Source organism: Citrobacter sp. Cu096, assembly GCF_030332285.1.
GTDB lineage: Bacteria > Pseudomonadota > Gammaproteobacteria > Enterobacterales > Enterobacteriaceae > Citrobacter > Citrobacter meridianamericanus.
Genome location: NZ_JAOWID010000030.1, coordinates 590,986 through 610,786, shown reverse-complemented (window position 1 = coordinate 610,786; position 19,801 = coordinate 590,986). Strand labels below are relative to the sequence as shown.

Here is a 19,801-nt window from a genome sequence, read left to right as displayed (position 1 = left end):
CTGGATTTACAGCAGGGATAAATCAGATTAATCCAGCCATTCGGTGTGGAACACACCTTCTTTATCGGTACGTTTATACGTATGCGCGCCGAAGTAGTCACGCTGTGCCTGGATCAGGTTAGCTGGCAGCACCGCAGAACGGTAGCTGTCGTAGTACGCCACTGCAGCGGAGAAGGTCGGCACCGGAATACCGTTCTGCACAGCGTAAGCCACAACGTCACGCAGCGCTTGCTGATACTCATCAGCGATATTTTTGAAGTACGGTGCCAGCAGCAGGTTGGCGATACCTTTGTTTTCAGCATAGGCGTCGGTGATTTTCTGCAGGAACTGCGCACGAATGATGCAACCCGCGCGGAAGATCTTCGCGATTTCACCGTAGTTCAGATCCCAGTTGTATTCGTCAGATGCAGCACGCAGCTGAGAGAAGCCCTGCGCGTAGGAGACGATTTTACCCAGATACAGTGCGCGACGGACTTTCTCAACGAACTCTGCTTTATCACCAGCCAGTTTAGCCTGCGGGCCCGAGAGAACTTTAGATGCTGCCACGCGCTGGTCTTTCAGAGAAGAGATGTAGCGCGCGAAGACGGACTCGGTGATCAGCGACAGCGGTTCGCCCAGATCCAGAGAGCTCTGGCTGGTCCACTTACCGGTACCTTTGTTCGCGGCTTCGTCGAGGATCACATCAACCAGATATTTACCCTCATCATCTTTTTTGGTGAAGATATCTTTGGTGATGTCGATCAGGTAGCTGCTCAGCTCACCTTCGTTCCACTCGGTGAAGGTGGTTGCCAGCTCTTCGTTAGACAGGTTCAGGCCGCCTTTAAGCAGGGAATAGGCTTCAGCAATCAGTTGCATATCGCCGTATTCGATACCGTTGTGTACCATCTTCACATAGTGACCTGCACCATCCGCACCGATATAGGTCACGCACGGTTCGCCATCTTCAGCAACCGCAGCAATCTTAGTCAGGATAGGTGCAACCAGTTCGTAGGCTTCTTTCTGGCCACCAGGCATGATGGATGGGCCTTTCAGTGCGCCCTCTTCACCGCCGGAAACACCGGTACCGATGAAGTTGAAGCCTTCAGCAGACAATTCTCGGTTACGACGAATGGTATCCTGGAAGAAGGTATTACCGCCATCAATGATGATGTCGCCTTTATCCAGATACGGTTTCAGGGAATCGATGGCAGCATCGGTGCCAGCGCCCGCTTTCACCATTAACAGGATACGACGTGGGGTTTCAAGAGACTCGACGAACTCTTTCACCGTGTAATAAGGTACCAGTTTCTTACCCGGGTTCTCGGCAACAACTTCTTCAGTTTTTTCGCGTGAGCGGTTGAAGATGGAGACGGTATAACCACGGCTTTCGATGTTGAGCGCCAGGTTGCGCCCCATCACTGCCATACCGACGACGCCGATCTGTTGCTTGGACATTACATACTCCTGTCAGGTGTGGTCACCGCGCAAGGTATGCGCGGCTTGAAAGTAGTGTAGATGTTAACTCAGGTCAATGTCACTTAATAGAGATAGGTTAACTTATGGTGCTTTTTAACTTAAAATCTTACCGTTTTGTAGATTGAATATCGCACATTCCTTACCGCAAAACTCAATTCCTAAATGGCAATCTGATTTTAAGTTTATAAGTTAACTTTCTAAATACATTACTAAATCTGTATTTAACTTTCTTTCCATCAAAAACAATATACTCATCCTTTACTGACAATGTATGAATTCCATTATTGTACGGAAATAGTGGAAGAATCTCTATATATTCGTCTTCTTTATACTCATCTGGACTAAGATGCGATATCATACTTATGATAAGATTACCGCCATAAGTTTGAGTACAGTTCTGAGATATTCTGTACAATTTATCAGAATAGCAAAGCCCCCCCCCACCATTTCGCCCAACTCTGCTATTATTTGCAATGGGGGACATTTTATGCTCAACAAAATCACTAAGAAGAGAATTAGAGTAGAATAGTCTTTGTTTGAAGGGTTCGTTTATAGTCGAAGTAAATAAATAATAAACATTATTTACATGATGGATGAAAGAATCAACATACATATCGCCGCACAATATCTTTCTAAAAAACTCAAAATGACGCAGTTTATCATTGAATTTGTATAGATAAATACCATTGCGGTCACCTTCCTCAGGAAGGCAATATAAATCACCTTCAACTTCGAATACATATGGAAAAGACTTATGGCCTACGTTGCAATTTATCTCATCAAAAAATGGATACTCATTCCCATCTAGATCTATGCATTTTAATTTCGCATTGCCTGATACATAGTTAAAATCCTCATACGCGATATAATATACCCCATGAAGCTTAAATATAAATGGATCTGCTTCATAATCGCTATTACTATTAATATCAAGCCATTTAATCTTCTGTTTTGACAGTTGCCCATCAAAAACAAGCGACAAGTCACATGTCGCGATACCTATACGCCAAATATCTTGTCCAAATAACTTATAGAAAACTTTATTAAAAAAATTCATAATCAGTTATCACAAGCAGCAAATGAGATGTAACGTCCGTCAACAGGTGGGGTTTCAGAACTGAAATCAGTCAAAAAGTAATTTATTTCGGAACCAATTCGCCTATCATAAAAATACTGTTTATAACTATCCCCATCTTCCAAGCCACTGAATGAGAATATTCTAGGAAAAATTTTTGAATTAAAAACCTTACCTTCTGAGCCTGGAGTTACGATATAATGAACAACCCTATCGAAAATACCTTTAAATTTTACAAAAACAATTACACCAACAAGCTTATACTTATCATAAATAAATTCAACATGATACTTCCTGACTGGATGATTAATATAACGCCATGTTAAAAAATCCATGTCACTAGCAACGATCAAATTGCTACTACAGCAAAGCATATTAATTATGCTTTGCTTTTCTGACTCTTTGACTTGCGAAGCATCAGTAACAAGTTTCCTTTTATTGAGGACCGATGTTTTAGACAAAAAAGAATTTATAATAGGTTGAAAGTGCATTTTTGTCCTTTTCCATCCAGGTAACGCATTGTTGTTTGGATGACCAATAAGACAAGCATTTTGCTCTTTCAAATATTCAATACTTCGACGAATCAATTTTACAAAAAGGTTTTTATCACGATGAGTGGGATGAGTTAAAACATCAGTAGCATAATAAGCATGTTTTTCACTGCCATCTTGAATTAGCCTAACAGGAATTAAGAACATGTTTGCCACAAGCTCGTTATCAATTTTAATATTTACGCTAATACCTTCACCATGCGGATTATCATGCAAGAGCCATGGTAAATACTTCTCATTAAAAAGTTTATTATCTTCAGAATAATAACATTTATAAAAAACTTTAAGTTCAGTAATTAGTTTTAGGTCAGCTTTTTCTAATGCAGTTATCATATCCCCCCCAAATCAATAATTGCGAAACACAAATAAAAACAAAATAACTAACTGATGATATCATTTACTCGTGCATTTATAAAATTCAGTTAATAACTTTAGTATTAATATAAATAGACTCCCATTGCACCACTATATTTTCAATGGAAAAGTCCCGCTCAATCCTGTGCCTATTCATAACCCCAATATGCATAAATTCTTTATTATCTAAATTTAATGTTGACTTTATTTTATGCATTAGCAAATCAGGTCTGGATGGCGGAACTAAAAATTTATCATCACCAACTACTTCTTCAACACCACCGACATTTGTGGCAATGACTACCCTTTCGCATGCCATTGCTTCAGCAAGAACAATCCCAAAACCTTCCCATACAGAACTCAAAACAAACAAATCGCATGCTGATAACCATTTTTCAATATTATCTTGCTTACCTAACCAAATAATATTATTTTCCACCTCCAGGCTCACTGCTAACTCTTTCAAGCTAGAATTTAGTTCACCGTCGCCTATTATTGCAAGATAAATGGAATTTTTGTGCTCAAGCGATGCAAAAGCATGGATTAGATTCGGGTAGTCCTTTGCCTCTGTCAGTCTCCCAACGGTCATAATCAAACGAGCATCATCAGGTAAATTCAGGCATTTCCTCATTATAGCCCGATTTTCGTTGCTATAACAAAATTTTTGAGTATCAACCCCATTATAAATCGGCACCATTCGTCCTGGCTTAGATGCTTTCTTAACAATAAATTCAGCGACTGCTTTTTCACTAACATTAGTAGATAGCTCAGCCAGCGAATCAGTAAGTCGATATGCAAGCATCCTTAAAGGCCCGCCTTCATTATTACTATGAGCGGTAGATATTAATTTTTTAAATGGCAATGTTAGACGAATCAAACGTGTTAATATATTCGCATGAAACATATGACTATGCACAACATCGGGGTTAAATTCCTTTATTATTTTACGAACACCCCAAAATGTTTTTATGATCGATACTATACCTTTGGTCATATTCATTTCAATGACGTTTACTTCTGAGGGAGTTTTCATTAATTTGCTCCCAGTTAAGGATATAATTAAAACTTCATGTTGATTTTTTGCTAGTTTTCCTGAAAGATCGCTAACTATTTTTTCAGCTCCGCCAATACCTAATCCAGTGATAACCTGAATAATTTTCATTTCATCACTCCATAATATTTGCACTGAATATATCTCATGAGCATTTTTCCTTTTTTCAGCAAATCACTTTCACGATAAAATTGATTTCGGTAATACTCAGAAAAACCTTTATGATTATTTTTAAGTTGTTTTTTAAAATTCATGGTTAGACCATCATCAAGATAGTCATAAAGATAAATAACTTTATTGATATAAAATCGTACGCAAGCAAAATCCGTAATTTGCGTCCAGATCAAGCCTTCAGGTACAAATTTTTCACCAGCATACAATGGAAATGGGGTCTTAAGCATAAATTCTCTTTTGAAACAAAATGCCATTTCACCCTTTAGTAAATTTGAAGCATCCGTCGCATTAAGATATAAAACATGATCAAGAGCAAGATTATCAAATGCTATTCCTGATAAAGTTCCATTAAATTCACTTTTTCTAAAGCCAATGCCAGAATATTCAATCCCTTCAACTTCAGCTTCTTTAATACCCTTTAGTACCCATTCAATTGCATCATTAGTTAAACAATCATCACTATCCACAATTAAAATATAATCGTATTTTGAAAGTCTGCATCCATGATTTATAGCACTTGGTTTACCTTGGTTGGCTTGAAAAGCAGTTCTTATCTCGAAATCGGATTTTATTTTATATTCTTTAATTTTATCTGAAGTATCATCAGTACTCCCATCATCAATAATGACCCACTCAAAATTATTATTGGTTTGCTGTTGTAATGAGTAATACAAATTATCAAGTGTGTTAGCTCTATTGTATGCGGGTGTTAATACTGTAATCATTAATGACACCTATATAAATCACAAATCATCATGTATCTAAGCCATGTAGGAACTATAGATAAATCCACCGTCAAACTGTGTTAAGAAGATATTCAATCTAACAGCACAGTAGATAAGCAATGCAACAAACAAAAGTAGTTTATTGAAGATCTTGTCTTGTCTCGATATGTAACTGACGGTCATCAATATATAAAAGAATTTAATATACTCGCTTAATCTTGCCATAACAGGAAGTAAGTATGAGATAATTAAAACACCAATACCTAGGACAATTATAACCTGATAAAGTTTATTTTCTTTTGTATGTATTAGCGCCCTTTGCTTTGCTGAAAGAAAATATATAAAACAAGCAAATAAAAAATCAATTAGTACAGAACCGCTAATAAAAGGTGGCTCATTCAAATATGCTTCGATATTCCCATTATGAAGAATGCTCTGATTGAGATAGACGACAATTATCTTTAACCACCATAATGAAATTACACTAGCTAGGAGAATTTTAATATAATGCCTTGTGTCTATTTTATATAAAATAACACCAGCTATTGCTATCACAACTGTAACTTCGTGAAACGAAGTAGCAAAAATCAAAAATATAAGAGCCAGAAGATTTTTCCTTTTAAAGAAAAAATCTATTGCAATCAATAGCAAACCTGCAGCTATTGACTGTCTAATTAAAACCATATCGAGCCAGATGAAACTAACTGCATAAAACATCATCAAACATAAAGTTGGCTTATTAGAGTTTTTATAAAAAAACCAACCTTGCATGATGACAGCAAAGATACCAGAAACAGCAATTAGAAGATTAAAATTATTAAAGAAGTATTTAACAACATAATTTAAACCAAAATAACCAAGTCCATAAGAGTAGATGGCATCAGGTATTGACTCAAAATATAACTTATAAACATCGTAATCAGTCCCGCCAACGCTTCTAATACCTACAAATATAGCCATAGCGACTAAAGGAATTAAAAATATAACGAGATTTTTTCTACTACAGAGTAGTTCCAGAAGTGAAAAAAAAACGACCACTATAAATATAGCATTAACAATCATTTAATCAACCATTATTCCTTTTAATGACATTTAATATTACTAACTTGATCTTTTCATCAAGGCAACATAATAAAATGAAGTCAATAAAACCATAACTAAATAGTTTAAATTATAAATTACATAGATGCTTTTCTGGCCCAGAAGACCAAGCCAAATATAATATGAGGTGCATGATAAAAGCATCATGAAAGTCCATTTGAATAGTATAAATCCATTTTTTCTAAACCTATACATAATTTGCATCAGTACAAGATCAATGCCATAGAATGTAATAGCTGGTAGTAACATCAATGCCATTTGCCCTGACATTTGAAACTTTATACCAAAGATCAGCAATATTAGTTTAGACAAGACTAATAAACAGCCTAGTTGAATTGCTGTTGAAACCGCAACAACCGTCCATATGCATTTTTTAACATTAAGCTTTAATGTCACTCGATCAACTGTCGCAAATAAATATCTAGGAGCTACCGATTGGACAATTATACTTAAAAGCAAAAAGGCCTGTTCCAAGAACTGTACAGAGACGCCATATATTGCAAGATAATCATAAGTTAAATAGTGTTCTATAAAAAAACGATCAACCCTAAGATAAATCATCATCGTTACCAAAGGCACCCATAACTTAATGCCTCTGATAAAGATTATTTTTAACACCGTTGGATTGAACGTGATTTTTAGTTTTGAAAACCAAAAAAGCCCACCTAAAAACAAAGCTAAGGATAATGTCTCGGCACTTCGAGAGAAATAGATATAATAATTATTTGCTGTATGAAAAGCGAGCATTACAAACAAAACGCGAACAGCCAAAGCCACACAACGGCTGATTACTGCTCTTTTTATTTTTATTATCGATTGGTAATAATTGGTAACAACACCAAACGGTTCATTTAATAGGAGAACAAATGACAAGCAATATAATATTCTTTTTATTTCTTCATCAGTAACGATAAACGCAGCATATATCCATATAAAGATAAAAGCCAGTAAGGCACCTATCATTCTTATGGTAAAGGCAGCACTGACAAGTTCATTGACTACTTTTTTATGACGGCTCAATGCTGGAATTAGAACTTCACTTCCTGCAACAAGGGCTACGGATGATACAACCACAACCCAGTTAACTGAGTAAACCCATTTGCCATAATCGGTTACACCAAGACTTCGACTTATCATTGCCTCGCTAAGAAAAACAAGAACAATGAAATACATTTTTTCAGCAATCAGCCATATGATATTTTTAAAAATATCTGAAGAAAAGAAAGTACGCTTAAGCATACACTTCCAACCTATTATTTTGATGTAATAATCGTTCTAATAATAGTATTGTTTGCATAAAAGTAGCTAAAGGCTATGGCTCTCAATAGAACCACAACAGAATAAAACTATCAAAAGCACTCAACAATATATTACATGAAATTAATTGAGACAGCAGATTTAATACATTAATCTAATATCAGTTTCTTATATTCATCTGCATATGAGTCAAAGACAAATTTCCCTTTTACCTCTCGTGAATTGCGTAAGTAATCATCATAATTGTCAAATATACTAATGATGCCACGTTCAACATCTTGTTCGGTATTATCAACAAGGAGACCATTGCCTGCTATTAATTCACTACACCCACCAACGTTACTTAGTACAAGTGGAATTCCTGCAGTATGCGCTTCTAAACCTGACATCGGTAATCCTTCACTATCAGATACCAAAACAAACAGATCATAATCAGAGTAATTATTAAACCCTTGAACTTCGCCCACGAAGTTAATATTGGATACAGTTTTGCTATTTTCTTGTAGAGAATAAAAGTATTCACCTCCGCCCACTATATCCAACTTCATATCCGGATGCTTCGCTACTACATTAATAAGCAAATCAGGTCTTTTAGGATAAGTAAGACGTCCGACAAAGATAATTTTTTTCTGACAATCATTACCTTCTTTTTCTTTCATCTTAATAACTGCGTTTGTTAATGTTCTGATCTTGCGTTTATTTATTCCAATAATTCTTGTGGCTTTTTCTTCATCGCTGATGGATACACACCAAATGATGTCTGTTATGTATGAAAGATACTTTTCTATTTTTATAAATATGGATTTCAGCTTACCACCATTATATATGCATGACCATCCATGTGACACGTATATACACTTAAACTTAGAAATTAATCTTGCCATTCTGGAATAAATACCAGCATTTGCTGAACTGGCGACCATAACGTTAATGTTTTCCTTTCTTATATATTTTAGCAAGGAAATATATCCAGAGAGACTGAAATGTTTTTTGAGCTGAGGCAAAATTAATACCTTATCAAAGTTACCCTGTTCGGTTAACCAACCATCCTCTGAGGTTATCAAATAAACAGAACCTTCATTTTTTACTAATTTCATCATCTCATTCGTCCAGGTCTGTGCCCCACCGATTTCAGACTTTGTAACAATAAAAGCTATTTTTTTCATGTTATTTTTAAACATCGTGGTTAGTTAATTATATCGTATCTGTATATGACTGAAATTTATTGTTGACCTTAAGTATTTAACTTATGGCACGCTACCGCCCCTGGCTCACAAGCTACCAGAGTACTTCATTCATTGCTCTTCAATGTTCGGTCCTAACTCGGAACCCTTTAAAACACTCTTTAATTTCTTACCAAATACATCACGAAACAGGAAGAATACTACATTCCTAAGATTATTTCCTGAACTTACTCTCTAAAGTCAATTGTACAAATAAAAACGGTAGCGCCCCCTACGCAATCAGACAAAGATTCAGGGTGTTCACTACCGTTTAGTTTAACAAGTTTATGATCAATCAGATATTTAATGATCTATTAGCTTAACAATTTCTCAATGCTTTTACGGAACTTCGGTCCTTCTTTCAGGTTACGCAACCCGTACTTCACAAACGCCTGCATATATCCCATTTTTTTGCCGCAGTCATAGCTATCGCCAGTCATCAGCATCGCGTCAACCGACTGTTTTTTCGCCAGCTCTGCAATGGCATCAGTCAACTGGATACGCCCCCAGGCACCGGGTTGTGTATGCTCTAATTCGGCCCAAATATCAGCAGAAAGCACGTAGCGCCCTACCGCCATCAGATCGGAATCCAGCGTCTGCGGTTGGTCAGGTTTTTCAATAAATTCAACGATACGGCTGACTTTACCTTCGTTGTCCAAAGATTCTTTAGTCTGAATAACCGAGTACTCGGACAGATCCCCACCCATCCGCTTAGCCAGTACTTGGCTGCGCCCGGTTTCGTTAAAACGAGCAACCATGGCAGCCAGGTTGTAGCGCAGGGGATCTGCACTCGCATTATCAAGAACAACATCAGGAAGCACCACGACGAACGGGTTGTCCCCAACAATTGGGCGAGCACAAAGAATGGAATGACCCAGCCCCAGCAGCTGTGCCTGACGAACGTTCATAATAGTCACGCCGGGAGGACAAATAGACTGAACCTCGGCTAATAGCTGACGCTTAACACGCTGCTCAAGCAGCGATTCGAGTTCGTAAGAGGTGTCGAAGTGGTTCTCAACGGCGTTCTTAGACGCATGAGTCACCAGAACAATTTCTTTGATACCTGCAGCTACAACTTCGTCGACAATGTATTGAATCATCGGCTTGTCTACGATCGGTAGCATCTCTTTAGGGATTGCCTTCGTGGCTGGCAACATATGCATCCCCAGGCCCGCTACCGGGATAACTGCTTTCAAATTAGTCATTCTCTCTCCTACCTCTTAACGGCTGATAAAGTATAGACTTTAGCCGTACGTTAGCCAGTATTGCTGGCTCCATCCTTAACACGAAATAACTGGGTTAAGGTAAACCGAATGCAAACTCTACACTTCACCAGCACCGAGGTGAACTCGGATTCTTCGGAAACGAGCTAATCTCGTCAATTTTATAACATTTCCGAAAAATCGTAGTTAACTAAGCCCCAGACACACTACAAACACCAATCACTCAGAGACAAACGTAATGTCATCTTTCTTATCGTGCAAAAATTCGTATTTTAAAGTGCGATCCAGTCCCTGGGACAATGTGTAAGGAGCGACAAAACCAGAGGAATGGACTTTTGTTGCATCAAACTGTGTTGTGGCACAGAACTTCTTCACGCGCACAGAGCTGACGGCATATTTTTTGCCTGTCACTTTACCCAGAATATCAAAGCAATAACCACCTAACATGCCTAAAGCGTAAGGTAAGTGTGCTGAGGGGATTTTTTTACTTAAGCTCTGTTCAACTTCTGTAACCAGTTGATTCATATTGAGATCAGGTTTGTCAACGTAATTATAAACCTCATAACCAGCAGTCACATTCTTCAGTTTATACTTGATAAACTCAACAATATTGCCTACATAAGCCATTGATTTATAATTCGTACCAGCTCCAACCATCATAAACTTACCGCCAGCTATCTGCTTCAGCAGATTATAAACGTTGCCGCGGTTGCGTTCGCCAAAGATAACCGTCGGGCGGATAATGGTCAGCGAACGTTCATCTGGAGCTTTAGCATACCACTCACGCAGGACCTCTTCCGCTTGCCACTTGCTTTTACCATAGTGGTTGAAGGGGTCGTGAGCATGATTTTCATCAGGGTTGATCTTGTTCAGGCCATAGACCGCAACAGAGCTAGTGAAAATAATGTTTTTAACATCATTTTTTTCCATAGCAGCCAATACATTGCGTGTCCCCTGAACATTCACATCATAGTAGAGTGAAGTAGGACTGACATCATCACGGTGTTCAGCTGCTAACAAAACGACTGTGTCATAGCCTGAAAGCGCCAGATCCAGAGTTTGTTGATCGCGAACATCGCCAATTTGCGTGATTTGCGGATAGAAATGACTCTGCTGTTTATCCAGATTCATAATATCAAAATCCGCAACAGTCGTCTCCAGGAGTCTGGTCCCCACAAATCCAGAGGCACCGATGAGCAAAACTTTATCGTTCATAAATCACTTTGTCTGTTCGTAACACAAGAAACATATGATAAAGATGAGCGTCTTCCCTGAGTAGTCAATGCTGCCCAGTCCCAGCTTTAACAGTAATTGTGTGATTATAATCTTTTAGCCAATGATATCCAGTAAGATTATAGTGGGGTTACCTCTCCTCCCCCGGCAGTCGAAAATTCACCGCTTCGACATTCACTACCTGATGGTTTACCCGGTCAATGTCAACTGAACTTTTCCCTGCTTCGTTTACTGCATGAACATTGGCCAGCGAGAGCAGTGTGTCCTGTTTAGCCATAAACTTTCCGCGTACATCCTGGCGTAGGTCGAAGTGCATCTTAAGCGCGGGCCCCGTAGCTGATTGCTGCATCACCTTGATATTTCGTAAAAAAAGGTGCTGCGGTTGGTTGTGCAACTCAAGCGTGGCATGTTTCATCTCCACATTGGTGATGGCCACGAATGACGTTGCATTACCTGAGGAGATCTGAATGCCGCGTAATTTGTATTCACGTTTGGTGTTATCGAGATGAATATTATTCAGCTTAAAGTTTTGTGGAATGGATAAATATCGCCCTTTGATAACGCCGTATCCAATAAGCATACCTGCGCTATTCTCCATATTTACATTATCAATGACGAAATTATCGCATCCATAAATCGCGACCGTCGCATTGTCAATGCCCGCTTTCTTACTATAATACGGAGTGATATTTCGCGCGGTAATATTACGAATGATAAAATGCTTGCCGTTCTCCACGTGGACTAACTGTCGACAGTCGGTACCAGTGATGTTCGCCACGACAAAGTTTTTTACCGCCAGTTCATCGGGGTAGGTATTGTCATAGGTACTACCCGCCAGCCCGATGCCGATGCCCCAGTTAACGTTGCCGTTGGTACAATTGATACGTTCGATGACATGATCAGAAATGAGGATGTTGCTGTCGTTGATCGCCACATTCCACTCAATGGCATCGCCTTGTAGATCGCTAAAACGGCTGTTCGTAATCTTTACGCCGTCCATTCGGTTATGAAAACCCTGACGCAAAATCCCATAGTTAGCGCGCGAGACAGTAATATCATCGATAATCAGATTACGCATCAGCCTTGAGGTTTTACCGCCGATATAGATTTGCGCCACCGGACCGAAACCACTCATGGTTATTCCTTTTATTACACAGTCCGAACCGCGTACATCCAGGGTAACGTTCCTCAGGCTCCCGTCCTGCTCGCCCACAACTTTGCATCCATCCTGCAGAACAAAGCGCCCACGGCCATTGCCACTTATTCTCCCTTGTAAGAATAGCGTTTTGCCAGGGGGAATAACGACAGCAGTATTGAGATCCTTACATTCAAGGCCTTTTGATACGACGACCGTTTGTCCTTCTTTGAACGCCTGCCTGAAAGAGGCCACCCAATCCTTCGGGTTGTAATCCTGAATGTTGACGCTGCCCGGTGATTCAAGCGCCCGGACAACGGGAATATGCAGCACGACAAGCGCAGAGCCTGCCGTCAACAAAGTACGGCGTGAGAGTTTTTTCTCTGACATACAACCTCGATTTACATCGTTTGCAGCAGACTGGCCAACTGTTTGTTGATCACTACCTGATTAAATTCAGTTTCAATTTTTTCTCGCGCGCACTGCACAATCGGCTGCACCTGCTCACTGTCGAGCAGACTGAATGCCGCTAAACGCTCTGCCAGTGCCTGCGCGTCGTTTTCCGGTGCCAGCCAGCCTGACTTACCTGACTCAACCAGCTCAGGGATCCCGCTGTGAACGGTGGAAATCACCGGAATACCCACCGCCATCGCCTCCATCAGCGCCACCGGGATCCCCTCCATATCGCCATCCCTTCCGGTGATTGAGGGCAGCAAAAAGACATCCGCCTGTTCAAGCATTTCCTTCACCTGATGACTGGGTTTAAAGCCAGACATCTCTACCACATCATCGAGCTGATATTGCTCGATCAGCGTCCGCAACCGACGCTCCCACGGGCCAATCCCCAGAATGCGATAGCGAAATGAGATGCCCTGCTCTTTCAACTGATGGCAGGCTTCAATGGCGACGTGCAGCCCTTTTTTCTCGGTTAACCTGGCAACAGAGATAATCTCCAGCGGTGCAGCTGGCGATTTCAACTGACGTGGCGTAAAGCGTGTCATATCGATTCCCATACGCGAGACGGCAATTTTTTGCGGCGGGCAGCCCATGTTTTTTAACCGTCCGGCCCAGAGATTGCTGATGGGCAACATCAAATCACCGCGTTGAAACAGCTGCTGATATTCGGGGGTATAGCGGGCAAGCACCTCCCGATGAGAGATATCAATGCCATGAAACACAGTGGCGATTTTGCCGCTTATCACGCCAAGCTCATGCAATTTCGCCGCCGTTACGCCTGCAGGTCCAAAATGCGCGATAAAGACATCCGCCTCAAATGCTCGCGGGTTCCCGCCGCATATGGCGGCCAAAATCAGGTTGCGCGCCTCATCGCCATAACGTGAAACATTGAGCGCTTTCCAGGTGGCTACGCGGGTAATACCATGCAGGGCTGTCGCCGCCCTGGATTTAAGCTTCGCCAGCTTGCTTTGTGGTTCATTCAGTAACCAGTGTGTTTTTTCAGCCAAACGATAGGTAGTAAATGAGGCATGGGTATTTTCAAGATCGCCCTTGTGTAAGGCGACAATCTCCACGTCGTAGCCCATATCAATAAATGCGGTAATCTGATTGAGGACAAAGGTCTCAGAGGAGAGCGGAAATTTAAGCAAGAAAAAGCCAATCTTCATTTCTCCTCCTCAATACGCGTTAAAACCGACTGCACCATACGCACTCCGCGTTCGCGTTCACGCGTCACAGCATCGCCGAGTCGTAGGTTCAGTTCAGGTAACTGTCCAAGAGTATCGGCTACTTTCCCTTCAAGACTGCCATCAAGCAGATGGCGAATATCGACAGCCATCTCTGGTAACCCAAGCTGTTGCATGATCCCGGCCGATTTATGCTCGTAGTTAATGGCGATGGCTGGCGTCATAAAATTCATTGAGATGATGGCAGAGTGCAAACGGGTCCCCACTGTCAGATCGCATGCCCCGAGAATTTTCCCCATTTCAAGGTCGTTAAGTTCATCCATCACCACGTGATAACGGGCCGGGTCTTTCACATACTGACGCAGGTTTAACGCCACCATGCGGTCATCTTTGTTGTAACTATCAATCCCGGTGCAGGTTGACAGTGCTATCACCTGGTAACCTTCATCGAGGATCCGATTCACGACACCGGCAAAAGCTTGTTCATAAGCCTGTTGCGTGGTTCCCAGACGCTTATCAAATGGCGCCAGCTCACGCAGAGTAATGGCAACGGTCTTCTGTTTTGCCGCCATCTGTAACCAGTGCTGGACGGCATAGCCTGGCTCAAAATCCTCATGATGGTTGTCGACCAGCCATGCCGTATCCACGCCGGATTCGACTTTATCTGTGGTTATTGCGCTGCGCTTCATCAGATCAAGACTGACGGATTCACGCAAAATCAGCGCATTACAGTGACCAAAAACGTAGTTCGCTAGCTGATTAAACTGCTCATCCTGGAATGGCCCCACGCTGTGACCAATCATGTACAGCGGTTTTTTCGCCATAAACGAACACAACGCATGTTCAAACTGCGGCACGCCATACAGATCGACAAAAAACGATCCGCCGACCTGGATAATGGCGTCGTAGCGCGACAGCAGGCGAACAAAATCGGTAAACCCCTGAGCGATAGCAATATTGCGCAAATTACCGGAGTCGGTGACACGCGAGAGCAGCACCTGATGCTGATAGCGACGACGCAGCACTTTCTTCACGCGTCCCATGACGCCCGCAGCGCGATTGTGCTGCTTCATCTGCGAATACAGCGGGTCACCCATCACAGGGCGGTTTAGCAACCATGAGGAGCTCACCGGGTAACGGCTCATCACATCCACTTCAGTCTCGGGACGCAACGTGTTAATGGCATCCAGCAAACCGCGCAGAATCGCGCTATCCCCTCGGTTACCGCAGGTATGGTTGCCTAAAATTAGTAATTTCATTATGACCTCTTAAAACGTTGTTCTTATCCCGCACGGAGCAAGGTTTTCATTTTTTCATTGCGACAGAGCAGACGTTTTATCTCCACCACCAGCTGATGGCGCGACAGCACAATCATTAGCGCAAACACCACTGCTCCTGCCGCTATCTGGATCCCCAGCAGCGCGCTTAATGGCACCTGGTTACGCAGCGTTAAGCCCAACGCATAGCTCACCACAACGGTTGGTAAGGAGAGATACAACGGCAGCCACAGGCTGAGCATGTATTGACGGTAGCTGGAGCCAAGAACAGGTTTGATCATCACGAAGTAGCTGAGGATCGTATTAATCACCTGGACCAGCAAAAAGCCCAGCGTCACGCCAATCGCCCCCGCCAGATGACCGCCAATGAAAATGGCCGGAATAAACAGAAAGGTTTTGAATACATTGAATTTGAAGCTGATATCGACCCGGGCTTTTGCCATTAAGAGCGATCCTATTGGATTCCCTACCGAACGCAGCAACCCCACAATGCACAACAGTTGCAGGACCGGAATAATACCGTTCCACTTCTCGCCAAATATCAACGGCACGACATTGTTCGATACCACCATTAATCCCAGCAGTACCGGGAAATTGATAATCCCCACCACCGACAACAGCTTGTAAAAATTCACCCGCAGCTTTTCGCTATCGTCCTGAATTTTGGCAAACGCCGGAAACAGGACGCGGGTAATAATCGGATTCAGTTTGATCGGCGGGACAACCGCCACGTTCCACGCAAGATTGAATCCCCCCGCAACACCTGCGCCCAACGTTCTGGCTAGCACCAGCGTGGAAAGGTTGGTATTGATATAATTAATGATGCTGTCTGCCGTCAGCCACGCGCCAAAACGCAGATTTGACGAAACGGAAGCCAGCGAAAAATGCAGCCCAGGGCGGTAAATCTTACGGCCAAAATAGCCGAACAACAGCGTACGTAGCGCACTGTTCACCAGATACCCGAGAATGGCCGTCAGCGCGAGCGGCCAGAAATGAGCGCTCACCACGGTAAAGGTAAAACCGGCCAGCACCGAACTGGTTTCAATCATGCCAATTTTGTTGAAGGCCAGTTCTTTTTGCATCAGCGCGCGAAACTGCTGCCCGTGGGGTATCACCACAAACGCCAGTGATAACGCTTTGATGAGCGGCGCCAGTTCGGGATTATTGAGCACGCTGGCAATCGTCTCGCTAAGCAGAAACATCACCGCACATACCACAATACCCAGCCCAACGTTAAGCCAGTACAGCGTCGTCAGCTCAAGATAGCCGATTTCTTTGCGCTGAATAATTGAGTTGGCGATGCCAAAATCCGACAGCGTATCGGCCAGCGCTATGATCACCAGCGACACGGTTAACAACCCGAACTGGTGGTTATCAATAATTCGCGCCAGGACGGTCATCTGAATAAGTCCGAGTCCAATAATGATCACCGTGGCAATCGCCGACCACTTTGCGCCATTAAGCGTTTTTTCTCGTAAGCTCATGTTAATACGCCGCTTTGTTAACAAAGCCTTTGAATATCGTCAGAAAAACAATTTTGATATCAAACCACACGCTCCACTCGCGAATGTATTCGAGGTCAAACTCCACACGTTTTTCCATTTTTTCCAGCGTATCGGTTTCACCGCGCCAGCCGTTGATTTGCGCCCAGCCGGTAATACCCGGTTTCACCTTATGGCGTAACATGTACCCTTCGATCAGCTGGCGATACTGCTCGTTATGCGCCACCGCATGCGGGCGTGGCCCGACGATAGACATCCCCCCGGTGAGCACATTAATAAACTGCGGTAACTCATCCAGCGACGTCCGGCGCAGAAAATTCCCCACCGGCGTCACGCGTGGATCGTTTTGCGTCGCCTGCGTCACCACAGCGTCATTTTCCATCACTTTCATGGAGCGAAACTTCCAGACTTTGATCGGCTTCCCGTCCATGCCATAGCGGGTCTGGCGGAAAATCACCGGTCCTTTGGAGGTCAGTTTTACCAGTAGCGCGATGCCACACAGCACCGGGGAAATCAGCAGCAGGATCAGCGAGGCCAGCACGATATCTTCCGCGCGCTTCAACAGACGATTAATTCCCGAAAGCGGCGTGTCATACAGTGGCACCACCGGAATGCCGCTCATCTCTTCAATCCGTGAATGCAAAATGTTGAAAGTAAAGACATCAGGAATGAGGATCACCGAGCAGGTGGTGTCGGCCAGATCGCGCACCAGTTTTTTCACACTGGCCCCCTCGCTCATCGACATAGCGATATAAACGTTATGAATGCGTGAGGCTTTGGCGTCATCCACCAGTTGTTGCAGATTACCGGCCCAGTCGCGGGAGTTTTTCCCAGGGATTGGATCGTGATAGACACCCGCTACTTCAAATCCCAACCAGGGTTCATGACGAAAGCTGTCCAGCAGCATTTGTCCGGCGGGCAGCTCGCCTGCTACCGCCACCCGGCGAGTGTTGTAACCGCGGTTACGTAGCCATCCTGCACCGTAGCGAATAAATGACCGGCTTAACACCAGGCCAACGCTTGAAAGCAGATACCATGCCAGCCAGACGGCGAAGCGGTTATCGAAATCGTTGTTGAAGGCGATCAGACCTGCGCAAAAAATCAGACTCAGCGTCCAGTTTTGCAGCAACAGCACCAGCTCAGTGGATATTTTGACGCCGCGCCAGGAGCGGTAAAAATCTGTTATCCCCCCGAGCATCTGAAAAACCACCAGCGTGATCAACGCCACCAGCAGGTGCATGTACAGGAAAGGCAAACCGCTTAATTCGCAGATTATCCACAACCCGCCAAACATGATGGTGATATCTGAAAAGCGTTGCACCATCGAAATTAACGACGCATTGGTTTTGGCGCGTTCGCGCTTTTTTAGATGTGTCATCGTGGTTCCTGTTAGTCACCCTTTGCCCACATCGGGCAAAGGAAGCACCGGCATTACTGATTCAGCAACGCCAGAAGAGTGCGCGTTCGCGCTTCCATCAACGGAATATCTCCGCGCGATTCCACGTTCAGGCGCACTACCGGTTCAGTATTGGAAGAACGTAAGTTGAAGCGCCAGTCGACAAACGCCATGCTGATACCGTCCGTTCTGTCCACCGTCAGCGCCTCACGGGAAAAGTGTTGCTCCACGCGAGCTATCGCTGCCGCCGGCTCTGCCAGTGTACTGTTTATCTCTCCGCTTGCCGGGTAGGCCACCATACGGTCGCGAACCAGTTCGCCGAGCGAAAGTCCCTTCAGACACAGCAGTTCAGCCACCAGCAGCCACGGGATCATGCCGCTGTCGCAGTAGGCAAAATCGCGGAAATAGTGATGCGCGCTCATTTCGCCGCCATAAATGGCATCTTCGTGACGCATCCGCTCTTTGATAAACGCGTGCCCGGTTTTTGACATCACCGGTTTACCGCCTGCCGCCGTCACCACGTCCACGGTGTTCCAGGAAAGACGCGGGTCGTGGATAATTTTCGCCCCCGGATTCTTCTCCAGGAACGCTTCCGCCAGCAGGCCGACAATGTAGTACCCTTCAATAAACTGACCGTTTTCATCGAACAGGAAGCAGCGGTCAAAATCACCGTCGAAGGCAATCCCCATATCCGCGCCGTGTTCGATCACCGCATTGCGCGTATCTGCCCGGCACTCCGGCAGCAGAGGATTGGGAATACCGTTGGGAAATTTGCCATCCGGCGTGTTGTGAATTTTGATGAACTCGACCGGCACGCCCAGCGCCTTAAAACGGGCCTCAATGGCGTCAACTACCGGACCTGCCGCGCCGTTGCCGGAATTGAGCACCAGCCTCATCGGTTTCAGGTTGCCGGTATTGATGTAACCCAGCAGATGGTCAATGTAGGCATCACGGGTAGTAATGCGCTGGTAGCGGCCACGTTTCGCCTCATCAACCGCCGGGAAGTCATTTAATTCCGCCAGGCGCTGCACGTCACGCAGACCGGTATCACCGCTGATGGGCCGTGCCCCTTCCCGCACCAGCTTCATCCCGTTGTAATCCATCGGATTATGGCTGGCGGTCACTTCAATTCCGCCGTCAATACCCAGGTGAAAGGTGGCGAAATAAATCTCTTCGGTGCCCGACATGCCGATATCCAGCACATCCACCCCCGCATCCTGGAGGCCTTTCGCCAGCGCCAGCTTTAGCGCCTCGCTGGTCAGGCGCACATCGCCGCCCAGAACAATCGTTTTTGGCTTCAGGAATTCGCCGTAAGCGCGACCAATACGCCACGCAATCTCTTCATTTAACTCTTCGCCCAGTTGGCCGCGGATGTCATACGCTTTAAAACAGGTCAGTTTTGTCATGATTTACCCTTTTTCAGGCAACA

At 43.7% G+C, this 19,801-nt stretch carries 16 protein-coding genes; all 16 read right to left on the bottom strand.

The window, feature by feature from the left end:
* Nucleotides 1-27: 27 nt before the first annotated feature.
* Nucleotides 28-1,434 (bottom strand): NADP-dependent phosphogluconate dehydrogenase, encoded by a 1,407-nt coding sequence (gene gnd / locus OGX99_RS17140; RefSeq protein ID WP_162648785.1) that lies wholly within the window; start codon nucleotides 1,432-1,434, stop codon nucleotides 28-30.
* Nucleotides 1,435-1,606: 172 nt separating this feature from the next.
* The gene (locus OGX99_RS17135) at nucleotides 1,607-2,512 is read right to left on the bottom strand and encodes a glucosamine inositolphosphorylceramide transferase family protein (RefSeq protein ID WP_286544362.1); all 906 of its coding nucleotides are present in this window, start codon (nucleotides 2,510-2,512) and stop codon (nucleotides 1,607-1,609) included.
* A gap of 2 nt (nucleotides 2,513-2,514) precedes the next feature.
* On the bottom strand, nucleotides 2,515-3,414 hold the full coding sequence (locus tag OGX99_RS17130; protein ID WP_286544359.1) for a GNAT family N-acetyltransferase: 900 nt from the start codon (nucleotides 3,412-3,414) through the stop codon (nucleotides 2,515-2,517).
* A gap of 85 nt (nucleotides 3,415-3,499) precedes the next feature.
* A complete protein-coding gene (locus OGX99_RS17125) occupies nucleotides 3,500-4,597 on the bottom strand; it encodes a glycosyltransferase (protein ID WP_286544357.1) in 1,098 nt (365 codons plus the stop codon).
* Nucleotides 4,594-5,385: a glycosyltransferase family 2 protein gene (locus OGX99_RS17120; RefSeq protein WP_286544355.1), complete on the bottom strand. Its 792-nt coding sequence runs from the start codon at nucleotides 5,383-5,385 to the stop codon at nucleotides 4,594-4,596. Before OGX99_RS17120 ends, OGX99_RS17125 begins: the two co-directional genes overlap by 4 nt.
* 36 nt (nucleotides 5,386-5,421) lie before the next feature.
* Nucleotides 5,422-6,447, bottom strand: a complete 1,026-nt coding sequence (locus OGX99_RS17115; RefSeq protein ID WP_151219748.1) for an EpsG family protein — start codon at nucleotides 6,445-6,447, stop codon at nucleotides 5,422-5,424.
* 39 nt (nucleotides 6,448-6,486) lie between these two features.
* Nucleotides 6,487-7,725 (bottom strand): oligosaccharide flippase family protein, encoded by a 1,239-nt coding sequence (locus OGX99_RS17110; protein WP_151219749.1) that lies wholly within the window; start codon nucleotides 7,723-7,725, stop codon nucleotides 6,487-6,489.
* A 167-nt stretch (nucleotides 7,726-7,892) separates the two neighbouring features.
* Nucleotides 7,893-8,909, bottom strand: a complete 1,017-nt coding sequence (locus tag OGX99_RS17105; protein WP_151219750.1) for a glycosyltransferase — start codon at nucleotides 8,907-8,909, stop codon at nucleotides 7,893-7,895.
* A gap of 371 nt (nucleotides 8,910-9,280) precedes the next feature.
* The gene (galF, locus tag OGX99_RS17100) at nucleotides 9,281-10,171 is read right to left on the bottom strand and encodes a GalU regulator GalF (RefSeq protein WP_151219751.1); all 891 of its coding nucleotides are present in this window, start codon (nucleotides 10,169-10,171) and stop codon (nucleotides 9,281-9,283) included.
* Between the two features lie 237 nt (nucleotides 10,172-10,408).
* Complete coding sequence (locus tag OGX99_RS17095) at nucleotides 10,409-11,404, bottom strand: NAD-dependent epimerase/dehydratase family protein (RefSeq protein WP_286544351.1); 996 nt, start codon at nucleotides 11,402-11,404, stop codon at nucleotides 10,409-10,411.
* A gap of 148 nt (nucleotides 11,405-11,552) precedes the next feature.
* Entirely contained in the window at nucleotides 11,553-12,947 is a 1,395-nt protein-coding gene (gene wcaM / locus OGX99_RS17090) for a colanic acid biosynthesis protein WcaM (RefSeq protein ID WP_286544349.1), read from the bottom strand.
* Nucleotides 12,948-12,958: 11 nt separating this feature from the next.
* Nucleotides 12,959-14,179 (bottom strand): colanic acid biosynthesis glycosyltransferase WcaL, encoded by a 1,221-nt coding sequence (gene wcaL, locus OGX99_RS17085; protein WP_286544347.1) that lies wholly within the window; start codon nucleotides 14,177-14,179, stop codon nucleotides 12,959-12,961.
* Nucleotides 14,176-15,456 carry a colanic acid biosynthesis pyruvyl transferase WcaK gene (gene wcaK / locus OGX99_RS17080; protein ID WP_286538962.1) on the bottom strand — a complete coding sequence of 427 codons (1,281 nt, stop codon included), beginning with the start codon at nucleotides 15,454-15,456 and terminating at the stop codon, nucleotides 14,176-14,178. The genes wcaL and wcaK overlap by 4 nt, the downstream gene beginning before the upstream one ends.
* A gap of 23 nt (nucleotides 15,457-15,479) precedes the next feature.
* The gene (locus OGX99_RS17075; protein WP_286538961.1) at nucleotides 15,480-16,958 is read right to left on the bottom strand and encodes an MOP flippase family protein; all 1,479 of its coding nucleotides are present in this window, start codon (nucleotides 16,956-16,958) and stop codon (nucleotides 15,480-15,482) included.
* A gap of 1 nt (nucleotide 16,959) precedes the next feature.
* Entirely contained in the window at nucleotides 16,960-18,354 is a 1,395-nt protein-coding gene (gene wcaJ, locus OGX99_RS17070) for an undecaprenyl-phosphate glucose phosphotransferase (protein WP_252837733.1), read from the bottom strand.
* A 53-nt stretch (nucleotides 18,355-18,407) separates the two neighbouring features.
* Nucleotides 18,408-19,778 (bottom strand): colanic acid biosynthesis phosphomannomutase CpsG, encoded by a 1,371-nt coding sequence (gene cpsG, locus OGX99_RS17065; protein WP_252837734.1) that lies wholly within the window; start codon nucleotides 19,776-19,778, stop codon nucleotides 18,408-18,410.
* Nucleotides 19,779-19,801: the final 23 nt, after the last annotated feature.